Annotated in this window: 18 protein-coding genes and 1 riboswitch; of the genes, 17 read left to right on the top strand and 1 reads right to left on the bottom strand. The window is 66.1% G+C overall.

Annotation, left to right across the window (positions count from 1 at the left end; translation table 11 throughout):
- Positions 1–4: 4 nt before the first annotated feature.
- Positions 5–1,831: a phosphomethylpyrimidine synthase ThiC gene (gene thiC / locus KTR40_RS11105; protein ID WP_304940880.1), complete on the bottom strand. Its 1,827-nt coding sequence runs from the start codon at positions 1,829–1,831 to the stop codon at positions 5–7.
- Positions 1,826–1,933, bottom strand: a riboswitch (TPP riboswitch). (Overlaps the previous gene by 6 nt.)
- 91 nt (positions 1,934–2,024) lie before the next feature.
- Here thiC and KTR40_RS11100 point away from each other — a divergent pair.
- From KTR40_RS11100 to KTR40_RS11020, 17 genes are all read left to right on the top strand, one after another.
- Positions 2,025–3,107, top strand: a complete 1,083-nt coding sequence (locus KTR40_RS11100) for an amidohydrolase family protein (RefSeq protein ID WP_228403750.1) — start codon at positions 2,025–2,027, stop codon at positions 3,105–3,107.
- A gap of 110 nt (positions 3,108–3,217) precedes the next feature.
- On the top strand, positions 3,218–4,093 hold the full coding sequence (locus KTR40_RS11095) for a VOC family protein (RefSeq protein ID WP_228403748.1): 876 nt from the start codon (positions 3,218–3,220) through the stop codon (positions 4,091–4,093).
- 142 nt (positions 4,094–4,235) lie between these two features.
- Positions 4,236–4,676, top strand: a complete 441-nt coding sequence (locus KTR40_RS11090) for a hypothetical protein (protein ID WP_171059032.1) — start codon at positions 4,236–4,238, stop codon at positions 4,674–4,676.
- Between the two features lie 216 nt (positions 4,677–4,892).
- Entirely contained in the window at positions 4,893–5,315 is a 423-nt protein-coding gene (gene rpsP / locus KTR40_RS11085; protein WP_102974722.1) for a 30S ribosomal protein S16, read from the top strand.
- 1 nt (position 5,316) lies between these two features.
- Positions 5,317–5,559, top strand: a complete 243-nt coding sequence (locus KTR40_RS11080) for an RNA-binding protein (RefSeq protein ID WP_018759999.1) — start codon at positions 5,317–5,319, stop codon at positions 5,557–5,559.
- A gap of 110 nt (positions 5,560–5,669) precedes the next feature.
- On the top strand, positions 5,670–6,218 hold the full coding sequence (rimM, locus tag KTR40_RS11075; protein ID WP_139029535.1) for a ribosome maturation factor RimM: 549 nt from the start codon (positions 5,670–5,672) through the stop codon (positions 6,216–6,218).
- A complete protein-coding gene (gene trmD, locus KTR40_RS11070; RefSeq protein ID WP_228403746.1) occupies positions 6,219–7,043 on the top strand; it encodes a tRNA (guanosine(37)-N1)-methyltransferase TrmD in 825 nt (274 codons plus the stop codon).
- 270 nt (positions 7,044–7,313) lie between these two features.
- Complete coding sequence (rplS, locus tag KTR40_RS11065; protein WP_050054723.1) at positions 7,314–7,673, top strand: 50S ribosomal protein L19; 360 nt, start codon at positions 7,314–7,316, stop codon at positions 7,671–7,673.
- An 85-nt stretch (positions 7,674–7,758) separates the two neighbouring features.
- Positions 7,759–8,436, top strand: coding sequence for a signal peptidase I (gene lepB / locus KTR40_RS11060; protein WP_228403744.1), 678 nt, complete (start codon positions 7,759–7,761; stop codon positions 8,434–8,436).
- Complete coding sequence (gene lepB, locus KTR40_RS11055) at positions 8,437–9,264, top strand: signal peptidase I (RefSeq protein ID WP_139029532.1); 828 nt, start codon at positions 8,437–8,439, stop codon at positions 9,262–9,264. It begins immediately after the preceding gene.
- A gap of 2 nt (positions 9,265–9,266) precedes the next feature.
- Positions 9,267–10,079, top strand: coding sequence for a ribonuclease HII (locus tag KTR40_RS11050; protein ID WP_228403742.1), 813 nt, complete (start codon positions 9,267–9,269; stop codon positions 10,077–10,079).
- Between the two features lie 50 nt (positions 10,080–10,129).
- The gene (locus KTR40_RS11045) at positions 10,130–10,456 is read left to right on the top strand and encodes a DUF2469 domain-containing protein (protein WP_139029530.1); all 327 of its coding nucleotides are present in this window, start codon (positions 10,130–10,132) and stop codon (positions 10,454–10,456) included.
- A gap of 134 nt (positions 10,457–10,590) precedes the next feature.
- Positions 10,591–10,947: a YraN family protein gene (locus KTR40_RS11040; protein WP_228403740.1), complete on the top strand. Its 357-nt coding sequence runs from the start codon at positions 10,591–10,593 to the stop codon at positions 10,945–10,947.
- Positions 10,948–12,492, top strand: a complete 1,545-nt coding sequence (locus KTR40_RS11035; RefSeq protein ID WP_228403739.1) for a YifB family Mg chelatase-like AAA ATPase — start codon at positions 10,948–10,950, stop codon at positions 12,490–12,492.
- Positions 12,489–13,688 carry a DNA-processing protein DprA gene (gene dprA / locus KTR40_RS11030; protein WP_228403737.1) on the top strand — a complete coding sequence of 400 codons (1,200 nt, stop codon included), beginning with the start codon at positions 12,489–12,491 and terminating at the stop codon, positions 13,686–13,688. Before KTR40_RS11035 ends, dprA begins: the two co-directional genes overlap by 4 nt.
- 98 nt (positions 13,689–13,786) lie before the next feature.
- Positions 13,787–14,713 (top strand): tyrosine recombinase XerC, encoded by a 927-nt coding sequence (locus tag KTR40_RS11025; protein ID WP_228403735.1) that lies wholly within the window; start codon positions 13,787–13,789, stop codon positions 14,711–14,713.
- 242 nt (positions 14,714–14,955) lie between these two features.
- Positions 14,956–15,459, top strand: coding sequence for a DUF3145 domain-containing protein (locus tag KTR40_RS11020; protein WP_041652118.1), 504 nt, complete (start codon positions 14,956–14,958; stop codon positions 15,457–15,459).
- Positions 15,460–15,522: the final 63 nt, after the last annotated feature.

The following is a 15,522-nucleotide window of genomic DNA, read 5'->3' as shown; positions in this document are numbered from 1 at the left end:
AACGTTAGCTTCCGGCGGCAACGCGGGGCTCCGGCAGGTACACCTTGCCGCCCGCCGCCCGGAATTCCTCGCTTTTGCCCTTCATTCCCGCCGCAGCCTCGGCCAGGGCTGCCTGCGATTCAGCGGAGCCGTATTCATCCCGGATGTCCTGGCTGATCCTCATGGAACAGAATTTGGGGCCGCACATGGAGCAGAAATGCGCGGTTTTGGCAGGTTCGGCGGGCAGCGTCTCATCGTGGAAGGCTTCAGCAGTGACAGGGTCCAGGGACAACGCGAACTGGTCGCGCCAGCGGAACTCGAAGCGCGCCTTGGACAGCGCATCATCACGCTCGTGCGCACCCGGGTGGCCCTTGGCAAGGTCCGCCGCGTGCGCCGCGATCTTGTAGGTGATCACCCCGGTCTTTACGTCGTCCTTGTTGGGCAGCCCCAGGTGCTCCTTGGGCGTGACATAACACAGCATGGCGGTGCCGTAGCGGGCGATCTCGGTGGCGCCGATGGCCGAGGTGATGTGGTCATAGCCCGGCGCCACGTCCGTCACCAGCGGCCCGAGCGTGTAGAAGGGCGCACCCTTGCACAGTTCCTGCTGGCGCTCCACGTTTTCGCGGACCAGGTGGAACGGGATGTGGCCCGGACCCTCAACCATCACCTGGACGTCGTACTCCCAGGCGCGCTGCGTCAGCTCAGCCAGCGTGTCCAGTTCGGCGAACTGCGCCGCGTCGTTGGCGTCCGCCGTCGCCCCGGGCCGCAGGCCGTCGCCCAGGGAAAACGCGACGTCGTACCGTGCGAAAATCTCGCAGAGCTCGTCAAAGTGGGTGTAGAGGAAGTTCTCCTGGTGGTGCGCAAGGCACCAGCCGGCCATGATGGAACCGCCGCGGGACACGATGCCCGTGACCCGGTTGGCCGTCAGGGGAACGTACCTGAGCAGGACCCCGGCGTGGATGGTCATATAGTCCACCCCCTGCTCGCACTGCTCAATGACGGTATCGCGGAAAACCTCCCACGTAAGGGCATTGGCTTCCCCATTGACCTTCTCGAGCGCCTGGTAGATGGGGACGGTGCCGATTGGCACGGGCGAGTTGCGGATAATCCATTCGCGGGTGGTGTGGATGTCATCGCCGGTGGAAAGGTCCATCACCGTGTCCGCGCCCCATTGGGTGGCCCACTGCAGTTTGTCCACCTCCTCGGCGATCGAGGACGTGACCGCAGAGTTGCCGATGTTCGCGTTGATCTTCACCAGGAAGGCCTTGCCGATGATCATCGGCTCGGACTCAGGGTGGTTGATGTTGCTCGGGATGATGGCGCGGCCCGCAGCCAGTTCGCTGCGGACCAGTTCCACATCGCAGTTCTCCCGCAGCGCCACGAAACGCATCTCCGGGGTGATGACGCCCTGCCGCGCATAGTGCATCTGCGTCACGGTCCTGCCGTCGACGGCGCGGCGGGGCACGGGGCGCGCTCCCTTCCACTCCGCGCTGGCAGCGCCGCGGCGGACAGCCGAGCGGCCGTCGTCGAGCAGGTTCCGTTCCCTGCCGCTGTACGCCTCGGTGTCCCCGCGCGCTTCGATCCAGTCCGTCCGGAAGGGAAGGAGGCCGCGGACGGGGTCGCTCCCGGGCCCTGCCGTCCGGTAGGTCCGGAACGGGCCGTTGGGCTGCCCGTTCGGTGAGTCCGTCAGCTCTATTTCCGTGACGGGTACCCGGATGCCCGCCGCCTCATCGTGGACAAACGCCAACGAGTGGGACTTCAGGGATTGCGTGACAGGAGGCTGGTTTTGGCTGTTTTCCTCCGCGACTGACGGGTTGTGGGCAGGGTTCAGCTGTGCAGTTTGCGTACTCAAGGAATACTCACTTCCTTCGCCGGCATTACCCGGACAGGTTCGACGGTCGCAGGCTGCGTCAGCCCGATCTCAGCCCCTGCAGGGGCACCCGTGTGGTCAAGATGAAAGCTACCACACGCCCAGCAAGGGCAAACGCGAGGGGGCCTTGCCACGTTGGCCGATGCTAGCCTGTCCGGGCGAGGAGAGGAAGGCCATGCCAGAAATCATCCAGTTCACCGGAACTGTGCTTACCGGGCCGGACAGCGAGGCCCGCGGCCTGTGGTCCATTAACGGCAGGCTGACGTTCCGCCAACCAGCGAAGGCGCCGGACAGGATCCTGGCCGGCTGGGTGCTGCCGGGCTTCGTGGATGCCCACTGCCACATCGGCTTGGGGGTGGGAGGTGCAGTGGATGCGGCCACCGCCGGGGACCAGGCCCGGACGGACCTGATGGCCGGCACGCTGTTGGTCCGGGACGCAGGATCCCCTGCCGACACCAGGTGGCTGCAGGGCGGGAGCGACTTCCCGGTGCTGATCCGCGCGGGCCGCCATGTTGCGCGTACGCGGCGGTACTTGCGTGGATTCGCGGAAGAGGTTGAGCCGGACGGCCTGGTGGAGGCTGTCCGCAAGCAGGCCCGGGACGGTGACGGCTGGGTCAAACTCGTGGGGGACTGGATCGACCGCGGCGCCGGCGACCTGGCCCCGTCCTTCCCTGCCGCCGTCGTCCGTGATGCAGTCCAGGCCGCCCACGATGAGGGTGCGCGCGTTACCGCGCACTGCTTTGCCGAAGAGACGCTCGACGACGTGCTGGACGCCGGCATCGACTGCGTGGAGCATGCCACCGGCCTGCTGCCACGCCACCTTCCCCGGTTTGTGGAGCAGCGGGTACCCATCGTGCCCACTTTGATCAACATTGCCACGTTCCCGGACATCGCGGCGCAGGCCGATCCCAAGTTCCCCGCATACGCGGCGCATATGCGTGCGCTGTGGGAACGGCGGGAGGAACGGGTGCTTGAGGCCTACGAGGCCGGGGTGCGGATTTACGCCGGAACGGATGCCGGGAGTGTCATCACGCACGGCAGGATCGCCGATGAGATCCTCGCCCTCCACGCGGCAGGACTGCCCATCGCCGCTGCGTTGGACGCGGCGTGCTGGAGCGCCCGGACGTGGCTGGGCGCGGAGGGAATTGCGGAGGGGGCGCGGGCTGACGTTGTGCTCTGCAGGGAGGACCCGCGAATGGTGCCGGACACCGTCCGTGACCTGGCGCACGTTGTCTTGGGAGGACGGTTGGTCCGCTGAAACTGCCGGGCGAATGTCGAAAATTGGGACTTGGAATAAATTGAAGCTTCAAGTAATTTTAAGAGTGAAAGGCCTCCAGATCGGATGGCCCACAGCACCGGGAGTTTTCAATGACTGCACAAGCCGCCAGCCAGGATCTCCTTCCTGCCGACCTTGCCATGGGCACCGTGATGCTCAAGGTGGGCGACATGAAGGTCATGACCGACTACTACCAGCGCGCCCTGGGCCTGGAGGTCGTCGCGGAGCAGGACGGCGGGCTTTACCTCGGCCGGCTGCAGAGGCCGCTGGTGCACCTTGCCCCCGCTCCGGGCCTGAACCTCCCGGGCAGGGGAGAGGCCGGCCTTTTCCACACCGCGCTGCTGTTCGAGAACCAGGCGGACCTTGCCGCCACCATCGCCACCGCCGCCCAGTTCGAGCCCCGCTCCTTCACCGGCAGCGCAGACCACCTGGTCAGCGAGGCCTTCTACTTCACCGACCCGGAAGGCAACGGGATCGAGCTCTACTGGGACCGGCCGCGCAGCAGCTGGTCCTGGAATGGCACTGACGTGGTGATGGACAGCCTGGCCCTTCCGCCGCAGCGCTACCTGGAGCAGCACCTCACCGAGGAGTCCCAGGAACGCCAGCGCGGAACGGTTGCCGGCGTGGGCCACGTGCACCTTCAGGTGGGTGACGTCCAAACGGCCCGCGACTTCTACGTTGGGACCCTCGGATTCGAAAAGACCGCCGGCTGGCACGGCCAGGCCCTGTTCGTCTCGGCGGGCCGGTACCACCACCACATGGCAATGAATGTCTGGAACAGCCGCGGCGCGGGGCCGCGCAAGGACACCCTCGGCCTGGGTGAGGTCCTCATCGAGGTTCCGTCAGGGGACGACGTCGGCGCCCTCGCCGACCGCCTTAAGGTTGCCGGTGTTGCCGCCCACCACACCGGCGCCGAACTCCGGTTCGAGGATCCGTGGCGCAACAGGATCCGGGTCGCCGTCCGCTGACAGCGGCGTTTTGTGCACCGGGCTGGCGGTGGCATGGGCAGGTGCCGCCGGGGGTATCTGTACTAGGCTGAAACCGAACCGCCGGGCGGCACGCGCTGCCCCCCCGGCAGGCCGCACCGTCAACGGAATGAGGGCACTTCCCATGGGCTTCACCGAAATCTTTGTTGCCACCCACGACGCCGCACTGAAGCGCGGCGGCATCCTGGATAAAGGCGGCAGTGCCCCCGGCGGCGACGCCGTCCGGATCCCGGGAATCAGCGACTTTGAAGTGGAGCAGCTGGGTGACCTGGCCGGCACCGCGGTCCACGCCGGCGGGGCCGACTATGAGCTGACCATGGTGGACGTGGCGAGCGATTCGCTGCTCGCGGTTCCCCCGGCGATGGTGCGTGCCCTGGCGGACCTCCTGTCCTACGAAACCGAAGGGGAGGGCGACGTCCTCGAAGACGTCGCTGAGCAGTGGGCGGCACAGGATGACATGCCGTTCGGTGCTGCCCAGGCGCGCACCTACGTCCGGCAGCTTGCTGAAATGGCCGGCAGGATCGATGACTCGGAGCGCACGGGCCTCTACGTCTGGTCCGCCTGAGCCGTCCGTGCCCATCCGTCCGGGCAGCGCGAGCAGGGCCGGTACGTGTCAAGTCGAAATCCGGACGCTGATCTGGCACAATAAACAGGTACTCGATCTGCGTGGCCCCTCTCTCCGCGTCCGGATCCTGTCCTTCGAACCCGCAAGTACGGCCCGCCCCACGGGTGCAGAAAGCCGGGTTCACCCCCTTTTTCTGAAACAGGAGTGACCACAACAGTGGCCGTAAAGATTCGCCTTAAGCGCTTTGGCAAGATGCGCGCACCGTACTACCGCATCGTCGTCGCGGACTCACGCACCAAGCGTGACGGCCGTGCCATCGAAGAAATCGGTAAGTACCACCCCACCGAAGAGCCCTCATACATCGAGGTCAACTCCGAGCGTGCGCAGTACTGGCTGTCCGTCGGCGCCCAGCCGTCCGAGCAGGTCGCCGCGATCCTCAAGATCACCGGTGACTGGCAGAAGTTCAAGGGCCTGCCGGGCCAGGAAGGCACCCTGAAGACCAAGTCTGAGAAGGTCGCCTTCGTTGCCCCGGAGAAGGGTTCCGTCATCATCCCGGAAGCCATCACCAAGAAGGCATCCAAGTCTGATGCAGCCGAAGCACCCGCCGAGGCCGAAGCAGAGACCACCGAGGCTGAGTAGATTGCTGGCAGAAGCGCTGGAACACCTGGTCCGCGGAATCGTTGATTCCCCGGATGACGTCAAGGTCAGCTCCAAGAACAACCGCCGCGGGGACACCCTCGAAGTGCGTGTTCACCAGGACGACCTCGGACGGGTGATTGGCCGCCAGGGCCGCACGGCGCGTGCACTGCGCACCGTGGTGGCAGCCTTGGCCGGCGGTGAGCCGGTGCGTGTCGACGTCGTCGACACCGACCGCCGCCGCTGAGCGCTCGGCAATATCAGTTTTAGCTCCGGCCCTTCCACCAACGCGGTGGAGGGGCCGGAGTGCTTTCACCAGGACACCGTGGACCAACCACAACCCGAACAGAGGAACACATGCAGCTTCAGGTGGCACGAATCGGCAAACCCCATGGCATCCGCGGGGAAGTAACCGTCCAGGTCCTGACCGATGCCCCTGGGGACCGGTTTGTCCCGGGTGCCGAGTTCATGGTGGAACCGGCATCCGTCGGCCCGCTCACTGTGAACAGCGCCCGGTGGAACAAGGACATCCTGCTGCTGGGCTTCGAGGAGATTGAAACCCGCAATGAAGCGGAAACCCTCCGTGGTGCCAAGCTCTTCATCGAAACCGAAGAGCTGGAGGAGGACGACGACGAAGGCTGGTACGAGCATGAACTCGTCGGCCTGGAGGCCCGGGTGGGCTCAAACGTCGTGGGCAAGGTGGCCGCGCTGAACACCGGAACCGCGCAGGACCTGCTGATGGTCACCACCCCGGACGGCGGCGAGATCCTGGTTCCGTTCGTCGAGCAGATTGTTCCTGAAGTCAATGTCGAGGGCGGCTACATCCTCCTCACGCCGCCGGACGGCCTTTTCGAGCTGAATGCGGAGACAGAAGCAGCCCCTTCGGAGCCGGAAGGCAAAGCGTAGATGCGGATCGACGTCGTCAGCATCTTTCCGGAGTACCTGGCGCCGCTGGAACTGTCACTGATTGGCAAGGCCAGGCAGGACGGGATCCTGGACCTGCGCGTCCACGATCTCCGCGCCTTCACCACGGACCGGCACCGGACCGTGGATGACACGCCCTATGGCGGCGGTGCGGGAATGGTCATGAAGCCCGAACCCTGGGCGCAGGCCCTGGCCTCCATTGCAGAAGGCCGCCCGGAAGGGGCGGCAAGGCCCGTGTTGATCGTTCCCTCACCGGCAGGGGAGCGCTTCACCCAGGCGCTGGCGCACGAACTGGCGGAACACGAGCACCTGGCATTCGCCTGTGGACGCTACGAGGGCATCGACGAACGCGTGATCGAGTGGTCCCGGGAACACTTCGACGTCCGTCCCATCAGCCTGGGGGACTATGTCCTGAACGGGGGCGAGGTGGCGGTCCTGGCCATGGTGGAGGCCATCGGCCGCCTGCTGCCGGGCGTGGTGGGCAATCCGGAATCGCTGGTGGAGGAATCCCACTCCGACGGCCTCCTGGAGTATCCCGTCTACACCAAGCCCTCCGTGTGGCGTGAACGGGAAGTGCCGGCCGTGCTCTTAAGCGGCAACCACGGCAAGATCGCGCAGTGGCGCCGGCATGAACAGTTCCGGCGGACGGCAGAGCGCCGGCCAGACCTCCTCGAAACGTTCGACGCTGGAAAGCTGCCACGCGCGGACCGCGCCGAACTGCAGGAACTGGGATACGACGTCGTCGACGGACGCCTGCGCCGGCGCCCTGGCGCTGAAGGTGCCGAGCAGGACCCGGCCTCCTCCTAGGCGGTCGGCGGCGGCCATACATTCTTCGGGTGGCTGCGGGGATTGGCTGTAACCTCCGCGATGTGGCAAAATTAGTCCTTGTGTCTGCTGGGTCCGCACCTGCCACAGGGGGAGCGCAACCAACAGCTAAGACAACCGGCCCCGTCAATCAGTGAAGCGGCCGGACCACTTAACTTTCGGCAGCAATCTCCGGTTACGCCACCAGCGTTCCGGGCTTGCCTGCCGTGACCCAAAGTGAATGACCTGTGGCGTTCACCAGGAGTGCACATCATGCATATTCTCGATTCCGTCGATGCAGCCTCGCTTCGTACCGATGTTCCCGCGTTCCGCGCCGGTGACACCCTCAAGGTTCACGTGAACATCATCGAAGGCAAGAACACCCGTGTCCAGGTATTCCAGGGCTTCGTCCTGGGCCGCCAGGGCGAGGGTGTCCGCGAAACCTTCACCGTCCGCAAGGTGTCCTTCGGTGTCGGCGTGGAGCGTACCTTCCCGGTTCACTCCCCGATCATCGAAAAGATCGAGGTCGTTACCAAGGGTGACGTCCGCCGCGCCAAGCTTTACTACATGCGTGCACTGCGCGGTAAGGCTGCGAAGATCAAGGAAAAGCGCGACTTCAGCACCGCCAAGTAAGTCCCTTCGGACCTACGAAGGCTGGGCCGCAGCCGTATCCGGCCAGCGCCGGAGCCATCCAGCACCAGCGCCCAGGATACGGACCATGGACCAGACAAAACGCCAGCCCCGAAAAATGGGCTGGCGTTTTGCGTTCCTTGCCGTCTTCCTGGCTTTGGCCGTCAGCGGACTGGTCCGGTCGTTGTGGCTGGATGTCTACTTCATCCCCTCCGCGTCCATGGAGCCGGGACTGGAAGGCGGGGACCGCATCGTGATTTCCCGGACCGACTTCCGGGATGAACCGATCCGGCGCGGGGACATCGTCGTCTTTGACGGGCGGGGCACCTTCGCTCCGCTCAAGAGCGGAAACGGCCCTTTCCTGGAGGCGGCGGCTGCCATTACCCAATGGCTCGGCCTTACTGGGAGCGACACAACCTACGTCAAAAGGGTCATCGGCGTGGCGGGGGATTCGGTGGCCTGCTGCGACGCCGGAGGAAGGGTTACTGTGAACGGGGAGCCCTTGGAGGAGCCGTACGTTTTCAGCGGCGACGCCCCCAGTACGCAGAAGTTCAGCGTAGTGGTCCCGGACGGGCGGCTGTGGCTGATGGGTGATCACCGGTCCCTGTCCGCCGATTCCCGAAGCCTGCTAGGTGCTCCTGGCGGCGGCATGGTCCCGGTGGACAGGGTTATCGGCAGGCCGGTCCAGATCATCTGGCCGCTTGATAGATTTGCATCATTACCACGTCCGCCTGCGGCAGGACCAACAACAGAGAACGGACAGTAGATGCCCGAGAACCACGCGCGGATTCCTGAACCACGTCAGGAGGGGGCCTCGGTTACACCCTCCGACGCGGCTCCGGTGACGGCCGCCCAGGATCCTGAGGCGCCTGCTCCCGCTGCCGCGGACAGCCGCTCTGCCGCCAGGGCAGCCGGGAAATCCGCGGGCAGCCCGGTCCTTGCGTGGCTGAAGGAAGTCGCCACGGTGGTGGTGATCGCCGTCGTGCTGTCCTTCCTTATCAAAACGTTCCTGTTCCGGGCGTTCTTTATCCCCTCCGAGTCCATGGTCAATACCCTGGACGTTGACGACCGCATTTTCGTCAACCTCCTGGTACCTGAACCGTTCGCGCTGACCCGCGGCGACGTGGTGGTTTTCCGGGACACCAAGGGCTGGCTGCCGGCCGCGCCGGAAAAAGAGCAGGGGCCCTTCACCTGGGTCCAGGACGGACTGACATTCGTTGGCCTGCTGCCGGACAACTCTGAACAACACCTGGTCAAAAGGGTCATCGGACTGCCGGGGGACCACGTGGTGTGCTGCGATGCCGGCGGTAAACTGACCATCAACGGGACGGCAATCGACGAAAGCTACGTCAACCCCGCCGAGGTGCCGCAGATCCGCAACTTCGATGTAGTGGTCCCCGAAGGGAAGGTGTGGGTGATGGGTGACAACCGGAACCACTCCGCCGACTCACGTGCCCACATGGATTCCGACGGCGGGTTCATCGACCTCGACGACCTCGAAGGCAAGGCGGCGGTCATTGCCTGGCCGCTGAACCGCATCACCACCCTTGGCAACTACCCGGACGTGTTCCGGAACGTGCCGGCGGCGCCCTGACCATGACCACGGCAGTCAAGCCCAGGACGGGTTCCACCAAAGTGCCTGCCCGCGCAAAGGCTCCTACGTTGAGGCACGAGCGGACCTTCAAGGCCGAGGGGATCCGGTACCTGGCAGGGGTGGATGAGGTAGGGCGTGGCGCGCTTGCCGGACCGGTGAGCGTGGGTATTGCCGTGGTGGACCTGGAACGCCAGAAGCCCCTGGCCGGCGTGCGGGACAGCAAGCTCCTGAGCCCGGCGGAACGGGAGCGGCTTGAACCGCTGGTGCGCCGCTGGAGCGTGGCATCGGCGGTGGGCCATGCCTCCGCCCAGGAAATCGACTCGATCGGCATCATTGCCGCGCTGCGCCTCGCCGGAACACGGGCCTGGCGGGACATCCTCGAGGCAGGCGTCCGTCCCGAGGCCGTGCTCCTGGATGGCAGCCACAACTGGCTTTCCCCCGCCGAGCAACTGTCGTTGTTCGACGAACCCGTTTTCGAGGTCAGCTGTGACGCCCCCGTGCATACCAAGGTCAAAGCGGACATGCAGTGCTTGAGCGTCGCTGCCGCAAGCGTCATCGCCAAAGTTGAACGGGACCGGAAGATGCGTGAACTGCACTCCCAGTTCCCGGACTTTGGCTGGGACATCAACAAGGGCTACGCCACGGTCCTGCACCGCGACGTCCTCCGCGCCGCCGGACCCACGCCCTACCACCGGGTCAGCTGGCGGCTGCTTGGCGGGGACCTGCTCGACGCCGGGCTGCCGGACCGCGAAGATGCGGACGGTGAAGTTCCGGACTGCGAAAATCCGGACGGGGAAGTTCCGGCCGACGCCTGAGTGCTCCGGTGCGGGCGCCAGCGGCCCCGGTGATGGTGCAAGATGGAAGCATGAGTGCTGAGGATCTTGAAAACTACGAAACCGACATGGAGCTCCAGCTCTACCGTGAATACCGGGACGTGGTCGGATTGTTCAGCTATGTGGTCGAAACCGAACGCCGCTTCTACCTGGCCAATCATGTTGACCTCCAGGCGCGAAGCGCCGACGGCGAGGTCTACTTCGACCTCACCCTGCAGGACGCGTGGGTGTGGGACGTCTACCGCTCGGCCAGGTTCGTCAAGAGCGTCCGGGTCCTCACGTTCAAGGACGTCAACGTCGAAGAACTGCCGCGCAGCGAGGAACTCGCCCTGCCCAAGGACGTCGACCTGGGCAACTAGGGCCTTTCCGCCGGCCGCCTTCCTCCCCGCCGACTCCTCCTGCACAGGGGGAGCTGACCGGGCTTAATCCACATAGGCGGTAATCTTCCTGTCCTCCGGGCCCCAGCCATCACAGGCTGGTTGCGGAGGTAGAAATGAAATCGAAAGACCTGTTGGGCCGACACGGCGAGGACGTCGCCGCCGGCTATCTTGAAACCCTGGGCATGCTGGTGGTTGAGCGTAACTGGCGCTGTACCGAAGGCGAAATAGACATCGTTGCCCTCGACGGCGACGCCCTGGTCATCGCCGAAGTGAAGACCCGCCGCACTCTCGACTACGGCCATCCTTTCGAAGCTGTAGGCCCGGAAAAACTTGCGCGGCTCCACCGGCTTGGAGCCGCCTGGTGCCGGGACCGGGAGCTGCGGATGCCGCTGCGGCGCGTTGATGTCATCGCGGTGCTAGACGACGGCGGCGGGACACCCGTGGTGGAACACCTCAAGGGGGTGGGCTAAATGCCGCTGGGCCGCACCTACTCCATTGCCCTGGTGGGGCTGAACGGATACATGGTGGAGGTTGAGGCGGACATCGGCCAAACCCTCCCGGCCTTCATTCTCCTGGGCCTGCCGGACGCTTCCCTCAACGAGGCGAAGGAGCGCATCCGGTCCGCGGCGAAGAACTCCGGGATTCCCCTGAGCCGCAGGAAAATCACCGCCAACCTTATTCCCGCCTCGCTGCCCAAACGCGGTTCGGGTTTCGACCTGGCCGTCACCATGGCCGTGCTCCGCGCCGCCAACGACATCAAACCCACCGGTCGGACAGTGTTTATTGCAGAGCTTGGGCTCGACGGCAGGCTGCGTCCGGTCCGGGGGATACTCCCGGCCGTGATGGCCTCGGTGCAGGCCGGGTATCCGGACATCGTCGTGGCGCAGGCGAACTTCGCGGAGGCTGCCTTGGTGCCGGACGCCAGGGTGCGGGGGTACAGCACGCTGGCCAGGCTGGCGCTGGACTTCGGCGCGGACCCCCAGGAGCTCGCGCTGGATTTCGAACCCGAGGACGCGGACTCCACCGGCGAAGCAGTCGGCGAGTCGGGGGTATATCCGGACATGGCCGACGTATCCGGCCAGGGTGATGCCCGGCGGGCGCTGGAAGTGGCGGCCGCAGGGGCGCACCATCTTCTCCTGACAGGACCGCCGGGCGCCGGCAAAACCATGCTGGCAGAACGCCTTCCCGGCTTGTTGCCGGACCTTGGGGACCATGAGTCCATGGAGGTGACAGCCATCCATTCGCTGTGCGGGCTGCCGTCCTCCTCGGTGCAGCTGCTCCGCCGGCCGCCGTTCGAAAGCCCGCACCATTCGGCAACCGCGGCAGCCATCATCGGCGGCGGCTCAGGGCTTCCCCGGCCGGGGGCGGCATCCCGGGCACATCGTGGCGTCCTGTTCCTGGACGAGGCGCCGGAGTACGAGCGCCGGGTGCTGGATGCGCTGCGCCAACCGCTGGAAAGCGGCGAGCTGGTGATCCACCGGTCAGCAGGAACCGCCGCTTATCCCGCCCGCTTCCAGCTGGTCCTCGCGGCTAATCCCTGCCCCTGCGGCAAGGCATCCGGAAAGGGACTGGACTGCACCTGCACACCCATGATGCGGCGGCGGTATCTCGCCAGGATGTCCGGTCCGCTGCTGGACCGGGTGGACATCCAGCTGCAGGTGGAACGGGTCTCCCTGGCCGACTTTGGACAGGCCGGGGCGGAGGAGGACACCGCCACGGTGGCACGGCGGGTGCGCGGCGCCAGGGCGCGGCAACTGGAACGGCTGGCGCCCTATGGCCTGGAAACCAATGCGCAGGTTCCAGGCCGCGTCCTGAGAGGCGAGCTTAGACTGCAGGCAGGCGTCACCCGGATCCTTGACCACTCCCTTGAACGTGGCGTCCTTACAGCCCGCGGCTACGACCGGGTGCTCCGGCTGGCGTGGACGCTGGCCGACCTCGGGCACCGGGACCAACCGGACACCAACGACATCGGGCAGGCGCTGGGCCTCCGGCAGGCAGCGGCGGCCGTGGCATGAACGCGGCCGCCAGGGACAGCGAACGGCGTTCCCGCGCCGCCCTCTCGCGACTGATGGAGCCGCAGGACGCCGCGGGCCTGGCCCTGGTGCACGTTGCCGGGGCAGTGGACGCACTGCGCATCGCTACCGGCGAGGTGGCGGCAGGGCCGGATCTGGAGCAAGAGATTACCGGGCTGCTCGCGGACAGCGGGCTGGCCACAGGCTGGGCCGGGATGGCCGCGTCGCTCAGGCGCTGGCAGCCCCGCATACCCGATCTCGCCCCGGAACGGGACCTCGCAACCATAGCGCGGCTGGGTGGGCGCCTGATCATTCCGTCGGATGAATTATGGCCAGTTCAGCTGGGTGACCTCGGGATCCAGGAGCCGATCTGCCTCTGGTGGCGGGGCCAGGAACAGCGGCTTCCCGGAGTGTCCAAAGCCATTGCCCTCGTCGGGTCCAGGGACAGCACCAGCTATGGAGCCTCCGTCACGGGTGATATCGCCTACTCCCTCGCGCAGCGCGGATTCACCGTGGTGTCCGGCGGCGCCTACGGCATTGACGCACACGCCCACCGGGCAGCCCTCGCTGGAGCTTCGGATGCCATGCCGACCGTCGCAGTGATGGCCGGGGGAGTTGACCGGTTCTACCCTTCGGGAAACGAGGACCTCCTGCGGGCCGTGTGCAACCAGGGCGCAGTGCTCGCCGAGGTTCCCCCGGGGTCCGCCCCCACCCGCTACAGGTTCCTCCAGCGCAACCGCATTATCGCCGCCCTGTCCGCCGTGACCGTTGTAGTGGAGGCAAGGTGGCGGTCCGGGGCACTGAACACCGCACACCACGCCGAGACCCTTGGCCGCGCTGTTGGCGCTGTCCCCGGCTCCGTGCACAGCGCCAACTCGGCGGGCTGCCACCGTCTTCTTCGGGATGGAGGAGCCGTGTGCGTGACGGACGCCGCCGAGGTTGCCGAACTGGCGGGCCCCAGCGGCTCCGCCCTTCCGGACGCGCACCAGGGTCAGGCGGCCGTGCAGGACGGCCTGACCCTGGAGGACCTGATTCTCCTGGACGCCCTGCCGTTGCGCTCCACCACGTCGGTTGAGAAACTCGCCGTAGTCGCGGGCCTAAGCCAGGAATCGGTCCGGGCCGGCCTAGGCCGGTTGGGCTTACTGGGACTGGCGGTCTCGGAGCGGGGCGGCTGGAAACGCGGTAAGGCAACCACGTGATGTACATTGTCTCCGTCCCGCCGTTGGTGGGAATGAGGGCCCAAGGCAGGATCGCGTGTCACCGCTGCTTCGGGCACCGGACCTGAGACAGTAGGGGGGTGGAAAACGAGGAACTGCCCGTAGAGCTTGGCCGGGCGCTTGAGGCTTTCGCACGGTATCTGTCCGCCGAGCGCGCCGTTTCTCCACACACACTCCGGGGGTACCTGGGTGACGTCCGGAGCCTCCTTGCCCACGCCTCGGCGGAAGGCGCTGACCGCCTTGGGGACCTGCAACTTGGCACCCTACGCCGCTGGCTGGGGAACCAAAGCCAGGCTGGTGCCGCACGATCAACCCTCGCCCGGCGGTCCGCCTCCGTAAGGGTCTTCACTGCCTGGGCCCTGGCGGAGGAACTCATCGTTGCGGATCCTGCCCTGCGTCTCAAGGCCCCCAAACGGGAACAGTCGTTGCCCGGCGTGCTGCAGGCCGCGCAGGTGGCCCGGCTGCTCGCCACCCTGGAGGAAGGGGCGGCCGAGGGCGCGCCGCTGCCCCTGCGGAACCGTGCCATCGTGGAACTGCTTTACGCTACCGGTGTCCGCGTGGGCGAACTGGCCGGCTTGGATATCGATGACGTGGACTTTGACCGCCGCACCCTGCGCGTCATCGGTAAAGGCAACAAGGAACGCACGGTTCCCTATGGCGTTCCCGCAGCCCTGGCGGTGGACGACTGGCTGCGGCGCGGCAGGCCCCTGCTCGCAAGGGCCGGCAGCGGGCCGGCCCTCTTCCTGGGCACCCGCGGGGGCAGGGTGGACCAGCGTCAAGTCCGGGCCATGGTCCACAGCCTCTTCGCGGGGCTTGGCGATACCTCGGCATCCGGGCCCCACGCCCTGCGGCATTCCGCGGCAACGCACCTGCTGGACGGAGGGGCCGATCTCCGCGCGGTACAGGAAATCCTCGGCCACAGCAGCCTGGCCACCACCCAGATCTACACCCATGTCTCGGTGGACCGGCTGCGGCAGAGTTACCAGCAGGCCCACCCCAGGGCATAAGCCACGGCGCCATGAATCGCACTGGCGTAATTTCGTGGGGTACGGCACAATGAGAACCACGTCCGGTAACTTTCAAGTCCTGCGTGAAGCTTGCGGCTTCCCGCGTCACGGCAAGTCCGGACACAGCTTTATCTGATACATCTGAATAGGAAGGCAGGAACCGCCGCCGCAGTGCAGGCACCAGCAGTTCCATCCAGGCAGAGGTCGTTGGGGAAGACGTACCTATAGCTATGGAGGATGGAATGTCTGTTGCAATGACCCGCGGTGTGCTGTTTGTTCACTCGGCCCCTACGGCCTTGTGCCCTCATGTTGAGTGGGCCATCGGATCCGTCGTGGACAAGCGGACGGATCTTGAGTGGACCCCTCAGCCGGCCGCGCCTGGAATGTTCCGTGCGGAGCTGTCCTGGACTGGCGCCCCCGGCACGGGTTCCAAGCTCGCGTCCTCCCTGCGTGGTTGGGCGCACCTTCGGTATGAGGTCACGGAGGAGCCGAGCCAGGGTGTGGATGGCGGGCGGTGGTCGCACACCCCTGAGCTTGGGATCTTCCACGCCGTCACGGACGTCCACGGCAACATCATGGTGTCAGAGGACAGGATCCGCTACGCCTACGAGTCCGGTGCCGGTGACCCCGCCGCCGTCTACCACGAACTCTCCCTTGCCCTGGGCGAAGCGTGGGATGAGGAACTCGAACCGTTCCGGCACGCTGCCGAGGGCGCTCCCGTACGCTGGCTCCACCAGGTGGGCTGACCGCCGTCGACCTCTCGTTTTTCCATAGCTTCGTTTTTCCATAGCAAAGAGGAGGCCCCGCCA

This window comes from Pseudarthrobacter sp. L1SW, assembly GCF_020809045.1.
Taxonomy (GTDB): Bacteria; Actinomycetota; Actinomycetes; order Actinomycetales; family Micrococcaceae; genus Arthrobacter.
This window is presented reverse-complemented; position numbering and strand designations above follow the sequence as displayed.